We start from the raw sequence: 17,762 nt of genomic DNA, 5'->3' as shown, positions 1-17,762 counted from the left end.
AATGGATACATCACAGTATTTATCTATGTTTTTAGAAGAATCTATGGACAACCTACAAACATTAAATGATTCATTGCTTCAACTGGAACAGGAACCAAATGATATAGATAAGTTAAACGAAATATTTAGAGTAGCTCACACTATCAAAGGAATGGCAGCTACAATGGGATTCAATGAGATGGCAGAGCTAACTCATAAAATGGAAGATGTTTTATCAGAGTTTAGAGAAGGACATCTAAAAGTTACTCAAAAGGTTGTTACCGTGCTATTTAAATGCCTTGACACTCTTGAACAAATGGTAAACAATATATCTGATGGAGTTAATGAACAGATTCAAATTGAGGAAATAATAAAAGAGCTTGAATCTATAACAGAGGGGAAAATAGAAGATGTAGAAACTAAAGAGATTCTTCAAGAAGAACAAAATGAAGAAGATTCTAATTTAGATTCTCCTATAGAATTAAATGAATATGATATAAATATAGTCAAGCAGGCAGAAGATAGAGGGTATAACTCATATCAAATAAAAATACTATTAAGTAAAGATACCATATTAAAATCTGCAAGAGCATTTTTAATATTTAAGAGCCTTGAAGAATGTGGTGAAATAATAAAATCTATTCCTGGTGCAGAAGATATAGAAAATGAAAACTTTGATTTTGAAATAGATTTAGTATTTCTTTCAACGAAGAAAAAAGAAGAAATATATGACATTTTAATGAATATATCTGAAGTAGAAAAAGTTATAGTCGATAATGTAGATGTAAAGGCAGAAAAAGCGAAGAAGCTTGTAGAAGATCAGTTAAAAGTAGAAGATATAAAAATTAAGGCTGTGGCAAAGGAAGCTGAGATTATAGAGCCAAAACCAGCTGTGGAGACAGCAAAGCCAAAAACTAATAATACAAAGACTGCTCAAAAAGAAGTACATAAAAAAACACATCAATCTGTAAGAGTGGATTTAGATAGATTAGATAAGTTTATGAACATGGTATCTGAACTAGTTATCCATAGAACAAGATTAGAACAGATAAGTAGCAGCTATAGACTTAATGAACTAAATGAAACTTTAGAACAGGTTGCAAGAACTACTTCTGATCTTCAAGATTTAGTTATGAAAATAAGAATGCTTCCATTGGATACAGTATTTAATAGATTCCCAAGAATGATAAGGGATTTATCCGTAGAGCTTGGGAAAGAAATGGAGCTTATAATTCAAGGTGCAGATACAGAACTTGATAGAACTGTAATAGATGAAATAGGAGAACCTCTTATTCATTTAATAAGAAATGCTGCAGACCATGGAATAGAGTCAAAAGAAGAGAGAATGTCAAAGGGAAAGGACTCTATAGGAAAAATAAAATTAATAGCTTACCAAGAAGGTACAAAAGCTGTAATTAAGGTTGAAGATGATGGAGCTGGAATACCAGTAGAGAAAGTAAGAGCAAAAGCAGAAAGATTAGGAATAAGTACAGATGGTATGTCCGATAACGACATAAGAAATCTGATATTTATGCAGGGATTTAGTACGAATGAGCAGGTAACAGATATCTCCGGTAGGGGAGTTGGAATGGATGTTGTAAAGACAAAAATATCAGCTCTTGGCGGAACTGTAGATGTAATAAGCGAAAAAGATAAGGGATCAACTTTTATAATAAGGCTTCCATTAACGCTTCAAATTATTCAAGCACTACTTGTAAAAGTAGGAGAAGAAACTATGGCTATATCCTTAGGATACATTGACAGAGTTATTGATTATAGTGATGATTTAGTAAAGAGAACTAATAATAAAGAAGTTATAATTCATAATGGAAATGTAATACCTTTAATAAGACTTCATAAAAGATTGGATCTCGAAAAATCCTCTGCTCAGAAAAATTATATAGTTATAGTTAAAGTTGGAGAAAAGACTGTAGGACTTATGGTTGATGGATTATTTGGACAAAAAGAAATTGTTATAAAACCACTTGGAAAGACATTACAAGGGTTAAAAGAATATATAGGAGCAACAATATTGGGAGATGGGCTTGTAACATTAATATTAGATGTTGCTGCTCTAATATAAGGAGGTAAAAATAATGACCTATCAGGATCTTACTCCGATGCAGCTTGATGCGTTAAGAGAAGTAGGAAATATAGGCACAGGTAATGCAGCTACATCTCTATCACAGTTAGTAAACAATAAGATAGATATGACAGTGCCTGCAATAAATATAGTACCTTTTGATGACATTTTCTCCAGTATAGGAGGAGATGAAATAGTTGTAGGCGTTATTGTGAGAGTACTAGGAGACACTCCTGGAAATATATTATTTGTCTTTGACAAAGAAACTGCCTTGAAGTTGGTTGAAACCTTAACAGGCCAAAAAGAAGAGTACCTAAGTGAAATGGGTAACTCCGTTGTACAAGAAATAGGAAATATAGTTTCAAGTTCATACATGAACGCAATTGCAAAGTTTACTGGACTATCTATAACACCTTCTGTTCCAGCAGTAACATATGATATGCTTGGAGCTATACTTTCTACAACATTTATTGAATCAGGACAATTTGATGACTATGTACTTGACATAGAAACTATGTTTGTACAAGATAATGAACAAATTAAAGGACATTTTTATTATGTACCAATGCCTGGTTCGCTAGAAAAAATATTAAGCACACTAGGTGTATTTTAATAACATTAGGAGTAAATAAATTTGGAGGGAATAAAATGGCAAAAATATTAATTGTTGACGATGCTGCTTTTATGAGAATGATGATAAAGGATATATTAGAAAAGAATGGTTTCCAAGTAGTTGGAGAAGCAAATAATGGACTAAAAGCTGTAGAATTATATAAAAAGGAAAAACCAGATGTTGTAACTATGGACATAACTATGCCAGATATGGATGGTATAGAGGCGGTAAAGGAAATAAAAGCTTTTGACCCAGCTGCAAAAATAATAATGTGTTCAGCTATGGGACAACAGACAATGGTTATGGATGCAATAAAAGCTGGAGCTAAAGATTTCATAGTAAAACCATTCCAACCAGACAGAGTATTAGAAGCAATAAAAAAGATTACAGGATAAAATAAAAATTTTGCGGGGCAAAATTTTTATTAGAGGACAGTTGACAGAGGACAATTGACAGTGAAGGTGAGTTTTCTTCCTTACGTCAGAAAACTAATTTATTTTTTCAGGCTTGTTTGGCTAATGCAAAACATCGCTAATTAAAGATTTTTCGTAGTACAGCGGAGAAAAATCCTCCTTCACTGTCCTCTGTCAATTGTCCTCTGTCCTCTGAATAAAAGTTTAATATGTTTTTTAATGTAAAAAAAATAAATATTAAACTTTTATGAAATTTTGCTAAAGATATCAAAAATTCTTACGAAAATAGTTGGAGGTGCAACCATGCAGGTTGTTATATTTAAACTAAATGAAGAACAGTTTGCAGTGGAAACTGGAAAAGTTCAGAGTATAAATGATGCTATGGAAATAACAAAAGTTCCAAAGGCACCAGCCCATATAAAAGGTCTTATAAATTTAAGAGGAAATGTAATTTCACTTTTAGATATAAACCTTTTGCTAGGTACTCCAAAACAAGATGAAAAGCAAAATAATATTATTATACTTGAAATGGAAGATGAATTAGTTGGTATAACAGTAGATCAAGTAGATGAAGTTTTAGATGTTGAAGAAGAATTAATAGAAAAAGTTAATGATGGAAAGAAAGCATATATTGAAGGGGTTATAAATTTTAAGGATAGAATAGTAACACTAATAGATATAGATAAACTTCTTTCCAATTAGAATTTGCACTAACATTTAGAAATGAGGGGAAACTATGGCAGACGTATTGTCACAGAGTGAGATTGATGCCCTTTTAGCTGCCTTATCAGCTGGAGAGCTTTCTCCAGATGAAATGCCCAAGGAAGAAGATAAGCAAAAAGTAAAACCATATGATTTTAGAAGTCCTCAAAAGTTTTCCAAGGATCATATAAGGACTTTAGAACTTATTCATGACAACTACGCTAGAATAATTTCAAACTATTTAACTGCCCAAGTTAGAAATAATGTAAAAGTCAAGATAGAGTCTGTACAGCAAATAACCTATGAAGAATTTATTCATTCAGTACCAAATCCAACTATATTGACGGTATTTAAAATGCCTCCTTTAAATGGATCTGTATTGTTTGAAACAAATCCTCAATTTGTTTTTCAAGTAATAGATGTACTACTTGGAGGAAATGGAATTGGAAAGTTCAAAAATAGGGAATTCACAGACATTGATAAAAACATTATAAAAGTTGTAAATGCAGGGCTCATATCTAATCTAAGACTTGCCTGGGAGGATGTATTAGAAGTTCATCCAGAGATAGAAGGTCTTGAAACAAATCCTGCTCTTAACCAAACTTTAGCACCAAATGAGCCGGTAGCATTAATTACCTTCTCAGTTGAAATGGGCAAAAGTAGTACTTTTATAAACATTTGTATACCATATTTAAGCATTGAAAAAGTGCTTGATAAATTAGTTGTTCAATACTGGTTCCAGGAAAATGATGAAGATGTATTGCAAGAATCAAGAGATAAATTAAGAGAAAGACTTAATATAGTAAATATAAAACTAACTGCTGTTCTTGGAAGGGCACAAATTACTGTAAATGAATTTTTAAGGCTTGGTGTAGGTGATGTAGTAACGCTTAATGAAAAAACTAGCAGTCCTATTAAATTAGTGGTGGAAGATGAACCATATTACTACGGAAAGCCAGGAATATTGGGCAAAAATATGGGTGTTCAGATACTAGATATTATAGATAAGGATGTGGAAAATTATGGGTAATGGGTTTCTTTCACAAGAAGAAATAGATGCACTTTTAAATGGAGGAGATACGCAATCCAGCCCATCAGAAGAGCAGTCAATGCCTGAACTATCGGATGTGGAAAAGGATTTGCTTGGAGAGATAGGAAATATATCTATGGGATCAGCCTCCACTGCACTTTCTACAATTATAGGTCAACAGGTAAATATAACTACACCAGTAGTAACTTTAACAAGATTAAAGGATTTAAAGGATGGATTTGAAGTTCCTAATATTGCTTTAGAGGTTAAATACACTAGTGGTATAGTTGGAGAAAATCTTCTTGTAATGAAGTTAAATGATGCTGCTGTCATTGCCAATCTAATGATGGGTGGAGATGGAATAATTTCTGATGGTATATCAGATCTTTCAGAGATAGAGTTGAGTGCAGTATCAGAAGCAATGAATCAGATGATAGGATCAGCAGCTACATCTATGGCAACTATGTTCATGAGAGAGGTAAATATATCACCGCCATTATCAACAATTTGGAATGATTTAACCTCTCCTTTATCGCAGAATATTTCAGAAGATGAAGTAATCGTAAAAGTATCATTTTCTCTAACTATAGGTGATCTTGTAGATAGCCATATAATGCAGCTGTTGCCAGTAGCTACGGCTAAAAAGATAGTTTCAATAATGATGGGACAGGAAGAATCTGAGGCACAAACTACTGTACAGCAATCTGAACCACAAAATGTGAATCAGCCACAAAGTGTACAATCTAAACCGCAGCATTCTGAGCCTGAGATACAGTATATGCAGCCTGAACCACAAGCGGCGTATGGTGGGTCTTATGATATATCTGAAAAACCTGCAGATGTACCTAAGCAACCAGCTGTGGAAGTACATAAAGCAACATTCCAGCCTCTAGCACAGGCGCCAGCAAATGCAGGTATGCCTAAAAATATAGATTTAATATTAGATGTACCTCTAGAAATATCTGTTGTTCTTGGACGTACAAAAAAGAATATAAAGGATATATTAAATCTTGGAACAGGGTCTCTCATAGAGCTTGATAAATTAGCAGAAGAACCTGTGGAAATACTTGTAAATGGCAAAAAAGTTGCTTACGGTGAAGTTGTAGTAGTAGATGAAAACTTTGGTGTAAGAATTACGAGCATAGTAAGTAGTGAAGATAGAATTAAATCATTAGGAAAATAAAACAGCCTTAAACTAGGCTGTTTTTTATTAATTGTTAACTATAACTTTAACTAGTTATTTTAATTAAACTAATGCAAATATTAAAATAGGCAAAAAACAGGCATTTTAAGCAAAAAATAGGCTATTTTCTTTTATTTTTAAGGTATAAATATATTATATATATATCCGATAATACTAATATTAAGAAGAAGAGAATAAGTTGGTCAAAAGACGTTGGGAGTGTATTTATATGAAGATCAATGGAGTTGATCCAAGTAAAATGATAAAGCTTTACTCAAATGCAAAGCAGAGTGTGGATAAAACAGATAAGGTGAAGAAAAGTGATTCAATACAGATATCATCTTTAGGAAAGAGTCTAAGCACATATTCACCAGATGGTAACTTGGTAAATTCAAAGGAAAAAGTAGAAAAGATAAAGAATGAAATAGAGAACGGTACTTATAAAAGAGATTCAAAACTTGTAGCAGCAAAAATTCTTGAAGAGATAAAGAAAAAATCGGAATAGATTAAGTTGGAGGTGTGGAATGACTGCTGAGTTAAACAAAATAATATTGGAAGAGCATAAAGCATTAAAAATATTGCTTGAAGTATTAGATGAGCAGTTTGAATACCTTACAAAAAGAGATGTATTTTCCTTAGATAAGGTATCACATAAGCTTCATGAGTGCAGTGTAGAAGTTGCTCATTTAGAGATGGAAAGAAGGAAGTTAACTGACGGTGAAGCTATGAGCAAAATCATAGAGCAAGTAAAGGATGAAGAGCTAGAAAATAACTACAGAAATATAGTAAAACTTTTAGAGGAAATACAGCTGCAAAAAGAAACAAATGACATGCTGATAAGACAAGGTTTAGGATTTACAACGCAAATGTTAAATGTCCTAAACCCTGATAAATGTCCGAAGACCTATAATTCCTATGGAAAGAGAAGATAAGGAGATGAGATAATGTCTGGTTTATTTGGGACTTTTAATATATCAACTAGAGGATTGTTTGCTCAGCAAAAAGCAATAGACACAACCTCTCACAATATAGCAAATGCTAATACAGAAGGATACTCGAGGCAAAGGGCTACTTTTCAAACCTCTAGGCCTTTTCCTATGCCTAGTTTAAATAATGCAGTAGGACCAGGACAAATGGGTACAGGTGTTGACGTTGCATCTATTGATAGAATAAGAAATAGTTTTCTTGACTATCAAGTAAGAGTAGAAATGGGGATAAATGGTCAATTTACAGGTAGAGACAAGTTCTTAAGTGAAATAGAAAATATAATGAATGAGCCTACAGATACAGGTATCTCTAGTTTGATTGGTAAGTTTTTTGATTCATGGAACACCTTAGCAACTTCTGCAAGTAAATCTAATGCAAAGTCTATAGTGGCACAGCAATCACTAGCGCTTGCTAATGAGTTAAATCATAGCTATACAGAGCTTGAAAGCCTTAAAAAAAATACTCAAACAGTTATAAAGGATACTGTATTTGATATAAATAGCATAATAACACAGTTAAATCAAATAAATCAGCAAATAGCGCAAGTTAAGGTAGCAGGAAATAACCCAAATGATTTAATGGATAGAAGAGATCTTTTATTAGACCAATTAAGTTCTAAGTTTGGTATTAAGGTAGATAAAAGAGCTTTTGATGCTTATGATGTAACTACATCTAATGAATCTAAGTATGCTGAAGCAGGAGACAATGGAATTCCACCTATGGCAGCTGACGGTAAAACACCGTTAAACTTAGTACAAGCTATTAAGCCTGAGGATACTTGCAGGTTCTCATATATAGACAGTATTGTTAAGGATGGTTCATCAGAAGAAAAGTTTGATGGTGCTGGAGCCTATACAATTACCTATTATAAAAATGGTGATAAGACCACAGATGCCAATAAAGTAACAATAAAAGTTAATATTGCAGATACAGGTGCTAAGGGAGATGCAAACTATGTAAGCGCTGAAGACAAGTTTAAGCAGCTAAGTGAATGTAGAGTTCTTTGGGCTAACAACAATGGAGTGGCATTAAAGATTGATGGAAACGGTAAAGTAACTAGTACTAAAGATGCAGATAACTTAGCTAAGTCAGATACACCTTTAGAAGTGGATTTTGAAAATTTAGCATTATTTAAAGCTCCTTCTGGTGAATTAAAAGGATATATGTCAGTTCAGAAAGATATAGATACTTATGAAGGCCAACTAAATAAATTTGCAAAAGCATTGGCGCTTTCAGTAAATGCTATAATGAGCCAAGGCTTAGACCCATCAAAAGATAGTGCCACAGATATAAATAACTTCTTTGTAAATGCAGATGCTGCCAAAAAAGGAGTTTATACTGGAGATGTTGCGGGAATAACTGCAGCAGAAAAAGAGATTACTGCTGCAAATATTACAGTGAATGATGCAATATTAAAAAATCCTATGCTAATAAAATCTGCAGCACAATATGATGCTAGCGGTAACCCAATAGGAGAAAGTGATGGAACAAGAGCTTTAGCTGTTGAAATGCTTAGAGATAGTTTGATGAAAATACAAGATATAAGTTCTGAATCTACAAGAAAGGATTTTTTGAAAGATAGTTTTAAGACTGATTCAAAGTTAAATATATCTGTAATAACAAATGCTACCGGCGGAATGACATTAGATAGCTATTTTAAAGATACGGTAAATAGACTTGGTATACAGGAACAAGAAGCTAGAAGAATGGTAACAAACCAGGCTAAGATGCTGGCAGGCTTTCAAGAATCAAGAGACTCCATATCAGGAGTATCCCTTGATGAAGAAATGGCCAATCTTGTTCAGTTTCAACACTGCTATCAAGCAAATGCAAAAATTATATCAACAGTAGATCAGTTGCTTGATGTTGTAGTCAACGGACTTAGAAGATAAAGAGGTGATAAAAGTTGCGTGTAACAAATAAAATGCTTTCAAATAATTTTTTAAGTGATATGAATAGAAATATGCAGAGTTTAAAAACTATTCAACAACAAATGACGACAGGAAAAAACTTTGCAAAACCTTCAGACGACCCCTTTAATGTATCAAGGTCAATGCAGATGCATACGTCAATAGGTGCAAATAAGCAATATAATAAAAATATAACTAATACAATAAATTGGATGGATACTACGGATACATCATTGGGACAGTTAGGGAATGTATTTCAATCAATAAGAGAAAAGTTAGTTTCAGCAGGAAATGCAGCCTATGGTTCAGAAGAAAGAACTAAGATAAAAGACGAAATAAACCAAAGGATAGGGCAAATTTCTCAAATATTAAATACAAGCTTTGATGGTGAGTATATATTTGGTGGAACAAGAGCTACAACAAAGCCTGTAGATGCTGTAACAGATTCTAAGGTCGGTTCAGTAACAAAGGTTACTACCGGTGGTGACGCTAGTGTATCTGGAACTTTTTATGGTTCTGGAAAAGTAACTTTTAAAATAGAAGCAGCAGCTGTAGATGCTTCTACTCCACCAAAGGTTACAAAGGTAAATGTTTTAAAAAGCACAGACGGCGGGACTACTTATAAACTAGTGTCTACACCAAGCGCTAAAAGCGATGGTACCTTTGATATAGGAAATGGATTAACTTTCACAATACCAGCTGATATGGGAAATAAGACCAATGCTACGGATCCTACACAGAGAACCACTTATACCTTTGATTGTGAATCCTCAGGTAATACAAAACTTGTATACCTAAAAGGAGACGGAACAGAATTAGATCCTAATAGTACTGACCCAGCCTCACAAGATGCAATTCAATTGGGAATGATAAAATCAAACAGGCAAACAGAAATTTCTCAAGGGGTATTAGTAAAATATAATGTTTCTGCAGAAAGCGTTATAAGCTATAAAAAGAAAGATGGAAGTGAAGATGATATAAGAAATCTTCTTCAGAGAATAGTAAATCATCTTGATGGTAAAGATGATACTGGAACTTCCATTTCTGCAGATGCAACAAATAAACTTACAACAGGTGACTTAGGAGACATAGATGATGCAATGTCTCAAATATTAAAAGTTCGTTCAGAGGTTGGTGCTATGCAAAACAGAATGGACAGTGCTAAAGACCAAAATGAGCAATCAAATTTCAATATGACAGATATACTATCTAAAACAGAAGATATAGATATAACTGAAAAAACTATGGAATTTGCAGTTATGCAGACAGTATATTTAGCATCACTACAAACCAGTGCTAAAGTGCTTCAACCAACACTTATGGACTATATGAGATAAGAAAATAAAAGGACAGTGTAGAGCTAATAGTTTATTTTTCACTGTCAACTCTCAATTGTCAACTGTCCACTAAAAAAAGGGGTTGTTAAGTATGAAATTAAATACAAAGTATCATGGTGTAAAGGAATATGAAGAAAAAGACATAGTAGAATTTAAAAAGGGACTTCCCGGTTTTGAAAAATTAAAAAAGTTTATTTTGTTTCCAGTAGAGGAAAATGAGGTATTCAGCATACTCCACTCTGTGGAAGATGAGGATATAGGTATTGTAGTAGTTTCACCTTTTCTTTTTATAAAAGATTATGAATTTGATTTAAAAGAAGAAAAAGCAAAAGAGCTTGAATTGGAAAGTCATGAAGATGTATTTATTTTAAATACAGTAACATTAAGCTCTAAAATAGAAGATATAACAATAAACCTAAAAGCTCCAATTGTAATTAATATAAAAAGAAGATTAGGTGAACAAATAATATTAGATAATCCAAATTATGATATTAAATATCCACTATTTAGGGAATAATTATTTAGGAATCGTATATGGAGACGAAAGACTCTAAGGAGATGGTTAAGTGTTAGTAGTTAGCAGAAAAAAAGGTGAGTCGCTGCTTATTGGTGAAGACGTAGAAATAACTGTAGTAAAAATAGATGATGGCTCTGTAAAACTTTCCATATCTGCACCTAAAAACATAACAATTTTAAGGAAAGAACTATATAAAGAAATAGAGGCAGAAAATAAAAATGCAGCGGCTGCGGATCTAAGTGTTTTAAAGAATATAAGAAAATAGAGTAACGGATTTTGTCTACTGCTAATTTTATCCGATGTTTTCTGATGGTATTAATATAATCAGAATTTAAGATTTTTATAAGGAGTGTATAGCATGGAAGTTAAAAGTGTTAGTCAAGGAGGACAAACATCTTTAGATCTTAATCATGTAACAGTAGATAATATAATAAATGCGGAATATTCACAGCAAAATAATAGTTTGAAATTTGATGAAAATAGCAATAATGAAGTGAAAAGAATAAGTGATAAAGATGTAAAAAAGGCCATAGATAAATTAAATAAGCTTTTTGAAGATAAGGCAACTCATATTGAATATGAGTCATATGGAAGACATAAAGATATGACTATAAAAATTGTTGACGATGTTACTAAAGAAGTTATTAAGGAAGTTCCACCGAAGAAAATAATCGATATGGTAGACAAACTCTGTGAATTAGCTGGTCTCTTTGTAGATGACAAAGCATAAAAGCATTACTGCTCAGTGCTAAAATACTGATTATTCACTTAAGGGGGTGTTTCTATGGAATTTAGGTTAAATAAAATAGACCCAGAAGTGCGTCAAAGAGTGAAGGAAACTACAAGTGCTGGTAAGATTCATACTAAAAGCGGAATAGTAATAAATAAGGATAATCAGAACAAAAAAAATAACAATCAAGAGAGCTTTGATTCTGAATTAGAAAAACAAAAAAAGAAAAAAGAAAAAAAAATATTATCTGTAGATGCAGTAAAAGTACAGGAAGTAGAAGTTTCAGCTTATAAAGAGGAAATAGAAAGCCAAGCTAAAGATGAAGAAGCCGGTCATATTTTAGATGTAAGAAGATAATCGCTAGAGAATTAAGATTTATTTAATATAATAAACCTTAATTCTCAGTTTTTTATTAAATAAAGTAAATTTACATACGATAATTAAATTAAGGGTCAAGAGGGGAAAGTTAAGAATAACTTCATTAACTTTTAATTTTCAGCTCTCAACTCTCAACTTAAAAAAAGGGAGTGTTAAGTATATGTATGCACAAAACGCATATAATGCATATAAAACCAATAGTGTAAACTATGCATCAAAAGAGCAGTTATTACTTATGCTGTTAGATGGGTCTGTAAAGTTTGCTAAAATGGGAAGACAGGCTATTTTAGATAAAGATGTAAAAAAGGCTCATGAAAATATAGTAAAAACTCAGAATATATTTTATGAACTTATAGTTACGCTTGATGTAAACAAAGGTGGAGAGTGGACTAATTCTCTTATGAGTATATATGATTTTATAGTGAGAAGACTTGTACAAGCAAATGTAAAGAAGGATATAGCAATAATGGACGAGGTTATTCCCTTAATCGAAGAGGTAAGAGATACTTGGAATCAGGCTTACCAAATATCAAAGGGATCCAAGTAGTAATTGATTAAAATTAAGTAAATATTAAAGGGAAAGTGAGGATATAAAAATGAGTGATATAAGTGGAGCAGTTAGTAGACTTAGAATTACGGGTATGGCAACAGGTATGGATGTAGATTCAATGGTTAAGAAGCTAATGGATGCAGAAAGATTGAAGCAGGATAAGCTTAAACAGCAGCAAACTTACCTTCAATGGACTCAGGATGCTTACAGAGATCAAATAAACACTTTAAAAGCTTTTTCTAGTAAGAATTTTGATATATTAAGCTCGAGCTCTATACTAAATGAAAATACATTTTCAGGATTTGAGACAAGTGTTAATTCTGGAACTAGTGTATCAATTAAAGCAGGTTCAGGTGCTGCTGCTGGAAATTATAAAATAAATGTTATTAACATGGCTACTAATGCTAGCAAAGTTGGTACAACTATTCTTAATACCAAAACAATGGCGACAGGTACACCTCCAGTTACCATTAATAAAGGAAATAACGATGAGCTTATGATTACTGTTGGAGGTAATACTAAAACAATCAATATAGCAGAAGGTTCTTATAATCCATCTTCATTGGCTTCTGCTGTGAATTCAAAGATAGCTGAAGATGCGGATTTAAAAGATAATGTAAGAGCAATAGTAGATTCTACAGGTAAAAATATAAAATTTGAATCAATATTAAAAATAAGTACGGGAGATGCTGCAAAGACATTTACTGTAGATTTAGGTGATGGAAGCGGTGCAAAAACTATAACTTTAAACGATGGAACTTATTCAATGAGTGCATTGGCCACACAAATCAATAGTAAACTATCTGCTGCAGGAGTAGATGCAAATAAATTTAAAGCTGTAGTTTCAGACAGTGGAAACGGAATTAAATTTAGCAATACTTATACAAGCGACGTTACTGTAGATGGAACTTCAGTAACATCAGGAAGTACATCAGCTATTATAAGTAAATATGAAAAAGATTTTTCTTTATCTACTGGTACTCAAGGTTATAAACCAAATGTAGATGCAGCAACTAATACTGTATCATATGACAAAGTGTTATCTTCTGCCTTTGGCAATAATTCATTAAGTATAAAAATTGGCAACAACTCTGCTGAAACCTTAAATTTATTTGACCAAACAGATCATACAAGTGCACTTGATATTCCTTATAACTCTACAGATTCTGATGCCTGGGATAAGGTTATAAGTTCAATTAATTATGCAATTTCAAACAATGCAAATTTAAATGGTAAGGTATCCGCTGAAAAATCTGCTGATGGAACAGGCATTGTATTTAAATCAACGGTGTCAGATCAAATAAATGTAAGCGGAAGTGCATCAACGGCTCTTGGCTTTGGAAATAGTGTAAACTTGTCTATGAACTTAAATGAGAAAGCAGCAAATATTTTTGGAGCAGGAGATATAAGTTTTAAAATTAATAATACTACATTTAATTATAGTTTAGGTGGAGCAGATTCAAAAAAGACTTTAAATGATATTATAAGCGACATTGAAACAAAAGAAAATGTGGATATAAGCTATAGTCAGCTTACAAAACGTTTTTCTATAACATCCAAAGCTACAGGGGCTGCACAGACTATATCAGCTTCAGACACCACAGGAAGCTTTGTAGGAACATTATTTGGAGGAGCAGTGAACGCTACTGGTACAGATGCTCAAGTTGAAATTACTGAACCAGGCCAACCAAAGACAACAGTATATCAGGCCTCCAATGATTTTGCAATTGATGGTATCTCATACAGTCTAAAAGACATAGGAGAGACAAGCTTTACTACAGGAGGAAATCCAAACAAAATAGTAGATAAGGTTAAAGATTTTATAAATCAATACAATTCACTTATTCAAGGTATAAATGACAAAATAAGTGAAAAGAAACAGTACACTTATAAACCTTTGACGGATTCCCAAAAAGCAGATATGAAGGATGACGATATAAAAAAATGGGAAGATAAAGCTAAGCAGGGTATAATCTCTAATGATAGTGACCTACAATCGATGCTCACTAAAATGAGAACATCATTTTATGATGCAGTAAAGGATGCTGGTATTTCACTTAATGACATAGGATTATCAACAACTAATGATTTGTCTAAGAGCGGACAAATAGTTATTGATGAGGAAAAGTTAAGAACTGCAATACAAAACAATCCAGATAAGGTCATGAATATATTTATTAAAAAATCAAATTCTCAACCTAGCTATATAGCTAGCGATTCAAAGGATATTAATGCTGCAGCAGATAGACAAACAAGATATAATGAAGAAGGTATATTTCAAAGATTAAACGATATAATGCAGGATTATACTAGAACCTTTAATGGTAAGGGTACACTTATAAAAAAAGCTGGAATAAAGGGAGACTCTACGGAATATAATAATGCTTTTACAGATAGAATTAAGGAAAAATTAACTGCAATATCAAATATGGAGAAAGCATTACAGGTAAAAGAAGAAAACTATTATAAAAAGTTTTCTGCTCTTGAAACAGCTATGAGTAAGATGAATTCACAGCAGGCATGGTTAGCTCAGCAGCTCGGAAGTAAATAGGTGGTATTATGGAAAATATAGAGCTAAAAAAACAGCTCGAGACTTATAATGCAGATACTCTAAAGCTTATAGAAAGTCTTGAAAAAGAAGATTTCGATGCTCTTGAAGGCCTATTAAATAAAAGACAGCAAACTATAGACCGTATTAGTAAATTAGACTATACAGAGCAGGAATTTTCGGAAACTGCAGAAGAGCTGCAAATACTGGTGTATCAAAAAAAGCTTTCAGAAATAATGCTAAAAAGAAGAGAAAGCGTAAGAAAAGAGATAAATAAAATATCAAATGCTAAAAATGCCAGTAATATGTACAATAAGGGCATATATAGCAATTCTAGGATATTTAATAAAACAATATAAATTGCTAAGAGGCTTAGGCCTCTTTTTTTGTCACCTTTTTTAGTAAAGGTCGTATATATTAGGTGAAAGGGGTTGATAAATATGGCAGCTACAACAACAAAACTAAGCAGCACACTAGTCATCAAATACAAGGACGGTGTGGACAAAAATGGAAAGGAGATAATTAAAAAACAGAGGTTTGCAAAAATAAAAACTACAGCCACAGAGCAAGCCTTATTTGACACAGCAGTGGAAATAGGAAAGCTCCTAGGAAAAACACTAGATGAAGTGCTTAGAGAAGATCAAAGCGGAATAATTAACGCATAAAGTTAAAGTAAAAATATTAGGGGGTTATGTTTATGAGTAAAACATTAGTTATGAATTTCTTAAATGAAGAGGGAAAGAAGATATCTATAAGGGTCAATAATGTAAAGGAAGATATAACAGAGGTGGAAGCTAAAGCAGCTATGGATGCTATAATTGCAAAAAACATATTTGCAAGCTCTGGTGGAGACTTAAAGTCAAAGGATTCTGCTCAATTAATTGACAAAACAACTTCTGATTTTGAGGTGAAATAGAATATAGAGAGCTAATTCAGAGGTAATCTAAATTGGTAATTTTTAATATTCACATTAGGGTAAGTAGTTATCTAAATCAATTATTTTTCCGACAAAAGTAGGAAAAAGTTTTATAATTGTTAACTGTAAATTCTAAACTTTCAACTTCTCAAATAAAGGAGTTATTTATATGAACGCAGATCTATTGACTATGATAGGAAATGTAGGTTTTCCAATAGCTGTATCCGTATATCTCCTTGTACGGCTAGAAAGTAAATTGGAAGTACTTACAACAAGTATAAATAATTTATCCGCTGTTATAAATAATAAATTCAGTGAGAAATAAGGTAGGACTTTTAAAAAGTCCTACCTTATTTTTGTTGATGCAATAAAAGCAGTCATATATCGCAAGTTTTTACATATAACTCAAGAAAAATGTCATGCAATTGTTGGAAAAAAATTTAAATTATTTGCAACAAAATAATCAAAAAATGTATATGTATAGTAGATAAACAATTAATTCCAATAAATATATAAGTTATTTAATATTAAAAACTTTTATCTATTACATATGCAGTAGATGAGTAGGAGAAAAGGAGAAAAGGAGAGAAGCAAAATGAAAATTAATCAAAAAGAATTAAAAAAACTAATTGAAGATGTAAAAAGGGGAAAATATGAAGCCTACATAAAGCTGAAAGAAATGTTTATAGATTATACTAACAACTTATATAAAAGATATATAGGTAGCAGCTGTGGGAATAAGTACTACTTTGATTATATAACTATGGTAGAAGATGAGATACTTGATGGAATTCATGAATTTGAAGGTATAGATCCCAAACAATTCTGTGCTTATATAAATGTGCTTATAAAAAATTGTTGTCTAAGATTTTTAAGAGATTATGTTAAGCCATCATATAAGATAAGCTCCTTAAATGAATGCTATAAAAGTACAAACATTACAAAGTATTCGTCAGATATGATTCGAGTTGAAGAATATGTAATAGTTAAAATTACAAATGAAGAATTAATATATAAGGAACTAATGCCGAGGCTTAGCAAGAAACAAAGAGATGCCCTTCAGTGCCAATTGAGTGAGGTTGAAACAATTGAGGAATATGCAAAAAGAAAGAAATATAAAGAGGCAACTGTAAGATCATATGTTAGTAAGGCTATTAAGAAACTCCGAAACAACCCAGATAAAAATAAACTAGCAAAAAAATATATGATAAATTTCTAGTTATGGAGGGATTGAGATAGATAATCTAGAGTTAACTGAGATTATAAAAGAGGCACAGGGTGGAGATAAAAAGTCACTGGAAATTATTTTGAAAATGTACAAACCTTTAATAATAAAAAATGCAGTTAGAATTTATATAAAGGAACATCAGCTAGAGGATTTAGTTCAAATAGGGAATATAGCCCTAATTAATGCTGTATATAAGTATGATTGTAGCAAAAATGTTCCCTTTCTTTCATATGCAAAAACAGCAATACAAAACTCCTTCAATGGAGAGTTAAGAAAGGTGATTAGTAAAAAGAATAATGAAAAATTTAGTTGTAGTTTAAATAGCCTAACTAAAGATGGTATAGAAATTATTGAATATTTAGTATCAGATGAAAATGTAGAGGAGGCAGCTATTTTAAAAGAAGAAATAACTATACTTAGAGCTACATTAAATATGCTATCCACTAAGGAAAGAGAGATTATAGATTGGGTTTATTTTAAACAAAGAACTATAAAGGAATATGCAGAGCTAAAGGGACTTAACAGAACTACAGTTGTAAAAAGAAAGACAAGGGCAATAGAAAAACTGAGGAAATTTTTTAGTTGACAGTTGATAGTGGAAAGTGGATAGCTATGGGTGATTTTCTTACACTGTCAGCTGTCAATTGTCCTCTGTCAA

Annotated in this window: 22 protein-coding genes; all 22 read left to right on the top strand. The window is 32.1% G+C overall.

What is annotated here, in order from left to right:
- The first annotated feature begins 1 nt into the window (after position 1).
- Positions 2-2,062 (top strand): chemotaxis protein CheW, encoded by a 2,061-nt coding sequence (locus tag ACZ5N4_RS21650; RefSeq protein ID WP_464204561.1) that lies wholly within the window; start codon positions 2-4, stop codon positions 2,060-2,062.
- Between the two features lie 13 nt (positions 2,063-2,075).
- Positions 2,076-2,675 (top strand): chemotaxis protein CheC, encoded by a 600-nt coding sequence (locus ACZ5N4_RS21645; RefSeq protein WP_464204560.1) that lies wholly within the window; start codon positions 2,076-2,078, stop codon positions 2,673-2,675.
- A gap of 35 nt (positions 2,676-2,710) precedes the next feature.
- Complete coding sequence (locus tag ACZ5N4_RS21640; RefSeq protein WP_464204559.1) at positions 2,711-3,070, top strand: response regulator; 360 nt, start codon at positions 2,711-2,713, stop codon at positions 3,068-3,070.
- Between the two features lie 321 nt (positions 3,071-3,391).
- The gene (locus ACZ5N4_RS21635) at positions 3,392-3,790 is read left to right on the top strand and encodes a chemotaxis protein CheW (protein ID WP_178906379.1); all 399 of its coding nucleotides are present in this window, start codon (positions 3,392-3,394) and stop codon (positions 3,788-3,790) included.
- A 34-nt stretch (positions 3,791-3,824) separates the two neighbouring features.
- Positions 3,825-4,820: a flagellar motor switch protein FliM gene (gene fliM, locus ACZ5N4_RS21630; RefSeq protein ID WP_464204558.1), complete on the top strand. Its 996-nt coding sequence runs from the start codon at positions 3,825-3,827 to the stop codon at positions 4,818-4,820.
- Positions 4,813-6,003, top strand: coding sequence for a flagellar motor switch phosphatase FliY (gene fliY, locus ACZ5N4_RS21625; RefSeq protein ID WP_464204557.1), 1,191 nt, complete (start codon positions 4,813-4,815; stop codon positions 6,001-6,003). The genes fliM and fliY overlap by 8 nt, the downstream gene beginning before the upstream one ends.
- A 229-nt stretch (positions 6,004-6,232) precedes the next feature.
- Positions 6,233-6,508, top strand: coding sequence for a flagellar biosynthesis anti-sigma factor FlgM (flgM, locus tag ACZ5N4_RS21620; RefSeq protein WP_464204556.1), 276 nt, complete (start codon positions 6,233-6,235; stop codon positions 6,506-6,508).
- 19 nt (positions 6,509-6,527) lie between these two features.
- Positions 6,528-6,935: a flagellar protein FlgN gene (locus tag ACZ5N4_RS21615; RefSeq protein WP_464204555.1), complete on the top strand. Its 408-nt coding sequence runs from the start codon at positions 6,528-6,530 to the stop codon at positions 6,933-6,935.
- Positions 6,936-6,947: 12 nt separating this feature from the next.
- Positions 6,948-8,882, top strand: coding sequence for a flagellar hook-associated protein FlgK (gene flgK / locus ACZ5N4_RS21610; protein ID WP_464204554.1), 1,935 nt, complete (start codon positions 6,948-6,950; stop codon positions 8,880-8,882).
- A gap of 14 nt (positions 8,883-8,896) precedes the next feature.
- On the top strand, positions 8,897-10,237 hold the full coding sequence (gene flgL, locus ACZ5N4_RS21605; RefSeq protein WP_464204553.1) for a flagellar hook-associated protein FlgL: 1,341 nt from the start codon (positions 8,897-8,899) through the stop codon (positions 10,235-10,237).
- Positions 10,238-10,328: 91 nt separating this feature from the next.
- The gene (gene fliW / locus ACZ5N4_RS21600; protein WP_464204552.1) at positions 10,329-10,754 is read left to right on the top strand and encodes a flagellar assembly protein FliW; all 426 of its coding nucleotides are present in this window, start codon (positions 10,329-10,331) and stop codon (positions 10,752-10,754) included.
- 49 nt (positions 10,755-10,803) lie between these two features.
- On the top strand, positions 10,804-11,019 hold the full coding sequence (csrA, locus tag ACZ5N4_RS21595; protein WP_464204551.1) for a carbon storage regulator CsrA: 216 nt from the start codon (positions 10,804-10,806) through the stop codon (positions 11,017-11,019).
- Positions 11,020-11,112: 93 nt separating this feature from the next.
- The gene (locus ACZ5N4_RS21590; RefSeq protein WP_464204550.1) at positions 11,113-11,484 is read left to right on the top strand and encodes a flagellar protein FlaG; all 372 of its coding nucleotides are present in this window, start codon (positions 11,113-11,115) and stop codon (positions 11,482-11,484) included.
- Positions 11,485-11,538: 54 nt separating this feature from the next.
- Positions 11,539-11,841, top strand: coding sequence for a hypothetical protein (locus ACZ5N4_RS21585; RefSeq protein WP_464204549.1), 303 nt, complete (start codon positions 11,539-11,541; stop codon positions 11,839-11,841).
- A gap of 181 nt (positions 11,842-12,022) precedes the next feature.
- A complete protein-coding gene (gene fliS, locus ACZ5N4_RS21580; RefSeq protein ID WP_464204548.1) occupies positions 12,023-12,409 on the top strand; it encodes a flagellar export chaperone FliS in 387 nt (128 codons plus the stop codon).
- A 49-nt stretch (positions 12,410-12,458) separates the two neighbouring features.
- The gene (gene fliD, locus ACZ5N4_RS21575) at positions 12,459-14,963 is read left to right on the top strand and encodes a flagellar filament capping protein FliD (protein ID WP_464204547.1); all 2,505 of its coding nucleotides are present in this window, start codon (positions 12,459-12,461) and stop codon (positions 14,961-14,963) included.
- Positions 14,964-14,971: 8 nt separating this feature from the next.
- Positions 14,972-15,319 (top strand): flagellar protein FliT, encoded by a 348-nt coding sequence (locus tag ACZ5N4_RS21570; RefSeq protein WP_464204546.1) that lies wholly within the window; start codon positions 14,972-14,974, stop codon positions 15,317-15,319.
- 81 nt (positions 15,320-15,400) lie between these two features.
- A complete protein-coding gene (locus ACZ5N4_RS21565; protein ID WP_464204545.1) occupies positions 15,401-15,625 on the top strand; it encodes a DUF1659 domain-containing protein in 225 nt (74 codons plus the stop codon).
- Between the two features lie 32 nt (positions 15,626-15,657).
- Positions 15,658-15,876, top strand: coding sequence for a DUF2922 domain-containing protein (locus tag ACZ5N4_RS21560; protein WP_464204544.1), 219 nt, complete (start codon positions 15,658-15,660; stop codon positions 15,874-15,876).
- A 169-nt stretch (positions 15,877-16,045) separates the two neighbouring features.
- Positions 16,046-16,201 carry a YvrJ family protein gene (locus tag ACZ5N4_RS21555; protein ID WP_464204542.1) on the top strand — a complete coding sequence of 52 codons (156 nt, stop codon included), beginning with the start codon at positions 16,046-16,048 and terminating at the stop codon, positions 16,199-16,201.
- A 270-nt stretch (positions 16,202-16,471) separates the two neighbouring features.
- Complete coding sequence (locus tag ACZ5N4_RS21550; RefSeq protein ID WP_464204541.1) at positions 16,472-17,095, top strand: RNA polymerase sigma factor; 624 nt, start codon at positions 16,472-16,474, stop codon at positions 17,093-17,095.
- Positions 17,088-17,690 carry a sigma-70 family RNA polymerase sigma factor gene (locus tag ACZ5N4_RS21545; protein WP_464211025.1) on the top strand — a complete coding sequence of 201 codons (603 nt, stop codon included), beginning with the start codon at positions 17,088-17,090 and terminating at the stop codon, positions 17,688-17,690. The genes ACZ5N4_RS21550 and ACZ5N4_RS21545 overlap by 8 nt, the downstream gene beginning before the upstream one ends.
- The last annotated feature ends 72 nt before the right edge of the window (positions 17,691-17,762 follow it).

It is taken from the genome of Clostridium nitrophenolicum, from assembly GCF_055391695.1.
The sequence above is the reverse complement of the archived record's forward strand: the minus strand, read 5'-3'. Positions and strand labels throughout refer to the sequence as shown.

Coding starts and splice junctions, on each gene's coding strand:
- fliW (WP_464204552.1), top strand. CDS start 10,329: ATGAAATTAAATACAAAGTATCATGGTGTAAAGGAATATGAAGAAAAA.
- fliM (WP_464204558.1), top strand. CDS start 3,825: ATGGCAGACGTATTGTCACAGAGTGAGATTGATGCCCTTTTAGCTGCC.
- ACZ5N4_RS21635 (WP_178906379.1), top strand. CDS start 3,392: ATGCAGGTTGTTATATTTAAACTAAATGAAGAACAGTTTGCAGTGGAA.
- flgK (WP_464204554.1), top strand. CDS start 6,948: ATGTCTGGTTTATTTGGGACTTTTAATATATCAACTAGAGGATTGTTT.
- ACZ5N4_RS21550 (WP_464204541.1), top strand. CDS start 16,472: ATGAAAATTAATCAAAAAGAATTAAAAAAACTAATTGAAGATGTAAAA.
- ACZ5N4_RS21585 (WP_464204549.1), top strand. CDS start 11,539: ATGGAATTTAGGTTAAATAAAATAGACCCAGAAGTGCGTCAAAGAGTG.
- ACZ5N4_RS21555 (WP_464204542.1), top strand. CDS start 16,046: ATGAACGCAGATCTATTGACTATGATAGGAAATGTAGGTTTTCCAATA.
- ACZ5N4_RS21650 (WP_464204561.1), top strand. CDS start 2: ATGGATACATCACAGTATTTATCTATGTTTTTAGAAGAATCTATGGAC.
- ACZ5N4_RS21565 (WP_464204545.1), top strand. CDS start 15,401: ATGGCAGCTACAACAACAAAACTAAGCAGCACACTAGTCATCAAATAC.
- fliS (WP_464204548.1), top strand. CDS start 12,023: ATGTATGCACAAAACGCATATAATGCATATAAAACCAATAGTGTAAAC.
- ACZ5N4_RS21645 (WP_464204560.1), top strand. CDS start 2,076: ATGACCTATCAGGATCTTACTCCGATGCAGCTTGATGCGTTAAGAGAA.
- ACZ5N4_RS21640 (WP_464204559.1), top strand. CDS start 2,711: ATGGCAAAAATATTAATTGTTGACGATGCTGCTTTTATGAGAATGATG.
- fliY (WP_464204557.1), top strand. CDS start 4,813: ATGGGTAATGGGTTTCTTTCACAAGAAGAAATAGATGCACTTTTAAAT.
- ACZ5N4_RS21560 (WP_464204544.1), top strand. CDS start 15,658: ATGAGTAAAACATTAGTTATGAATTTCTTAAATGAAGAGGGAAAGAAG.
- ACZ5N4_RS21615 (WP_464204555.1), top strand. CDS start 6,528: ATGACTGCTGAGTTAAACAAAATAATATTGGAAGAGCATAAAGCATTA.
- ACZ5N4_RS21570 (WP_464204546.1), top strand. CDS start 14,972: ATGGAAAATATAGAGCTAAAAAAACAGCTCGAGACTTATAATGCAGAT.
- ACZ5N4_RS21590 (WP_464204550.1), top strand. CDS start 11,113: ATGGAAGTTAAAAGTGTTAGTCAAGGAGGACAAACATCTTTAGATCTT.
- flgM (WP_464204556.1), top strand. CDS start 6,233: ATGAAGATCAATGGAGTTGATCCAAGTAAAATGATAAAGCTTTACTCA.
- fliD (WP_464204547.1), top strand. CDS start 12,459: ATGAGTGATATAAGTGGAGCAGTTAGTAGACTTAGAATTACGGGTATG.